Below are 1,254 nucleotides of genomic sequence, written 5' to 3'. Positions count from 1 at the left end.
ATCTGGATCTCGAAGTGCATGCCGTTCTTGACCAGCAGCACGCCGGTGGGCGCATCAGCAGCACCGGTGTAGCCAACAAAGCCGGCTTCGTCTTTCAGGCCCGTGGACTCACCGTTCTGCAGCTTGACGACCAGTTTGCCACCTTCAACTACATACTTGGCAGCATCTTTGTGACTGCCAGAGGCCAGCGGTGCCGAGCTGTCGAGCAGGTTGCGGGCCCACTCGATAACTTTGGCACCGCGAACCGGATTGTAGCCACGGCCTTTTTCAGCGCCGTCTTCCTCGGAAATCGCGTCGGTACCGTACAGCGCATCGTACAGGCTACCCCAACGCGCGTTCGCAGCGTTCAGAGCAAAACGGGCGTTCATGATCGGCACCACCAGCTGAGGGCCGGCCATGGTTGCCACTTCCGGGTCGACATTGGAGGTGGAGATCTTGAACTCGGAAGGCTCGTCAACCAGGTAACCGATGTCTTTCAGGAAAGACTTGTATTCGCCCATGTCGAGCTTCTGGCCCTTGTGATCCCGGTTCCAGCTGTCCATTTTTTCCTGGATAGCATCACGCTTGGCCAGCAATTCACGGTTGCGTGGCGCCAGCTCGTTCACGATCTTGTCAAATTCTGCCCAGAATTTATCGGCATCGATTCCGGTGCCCGGGATCGCTTCGTTGTTCACGAAATCATACAGATTCTTTGCGACCTGAATGCCGCCGACTTGTACGCGTTCTGTCATCGTTGTCTGCCTCAGTGGGTTACGTTTCCCGACTCCCCCTTCATCTTGAGGGGGCATTCTAATTTGAGCGCCGCATTGTAAGGGAAAATCCTTACAAGATCATTCCTGCAGGCGCAAAACTGGTCTGACCAACCGGCAGCTCCCGGAAATTCAGGCTTTACGCCAGGTCGTCCCCTCTCGGGAATCGTCCAGAATAATACCTTTCTCGAGGAGCTCGTCGCGGATCCGGTCGGCCTCGGCAAAATTCTTTGCCTTGCGGGCATCAGCCCTGGCCTGGATCATTGCTTCAATGTCTTCGGCGCTAAGCTCACCACCCGTGTCTGCCTGGAAGAACGCCTCGGGATCCTGCTGCAGCAGCCCCAGAACACCACCAAGCCTTACCAGAATCGCCGCACTTTGCTTGGCATCGTCTTCACGACCATCGCGACGATGCTGATTGATTTCGTTGGCAACAGCGTGCAGGACGGCAATTGCACCCGCGGTGTTGAAGTCATCGTCCATCGCCTCGGCAAACCGCTCGTCG

At 56.7% G+C, this 1,254-nt stretch carries 1 protein-coding gene and 1 pseudogene; both read right to left on the bottom strand.

Going from position 1 to position 1,254, the window contains the following annotated elements; genetic code table 11:
- Window positions 1–731: pseudogene (locus B2W52_RS14940) on the bottom strand (malate synthase G); the annotation flags it as partial.
- Between the two features lie 150 nt (window positions 732–881).
- Window positions 882–1,254, bottom strand: a 373-nt coding sequence (locus B2W52_RS14935; protein ID WP_349677074.1) for a DALR domain-containing protein, incomplete at its 5' end; no start/stop codon positions are given.

This window comes from Marinobacter sp. UBA2498, from assembly GCF_002341575.1.
Taxonomy (GTDB): domain Bacteria; phylum Pseudomonadota; class Gammaproteobacteria; order Pseudomonadales; family Oleiphilaceae; genus Marinobacter; species Marinobacter manganoxydans.
This window is presented reverse-complemented; position numbering and strand designations above follow the sequence as displayed.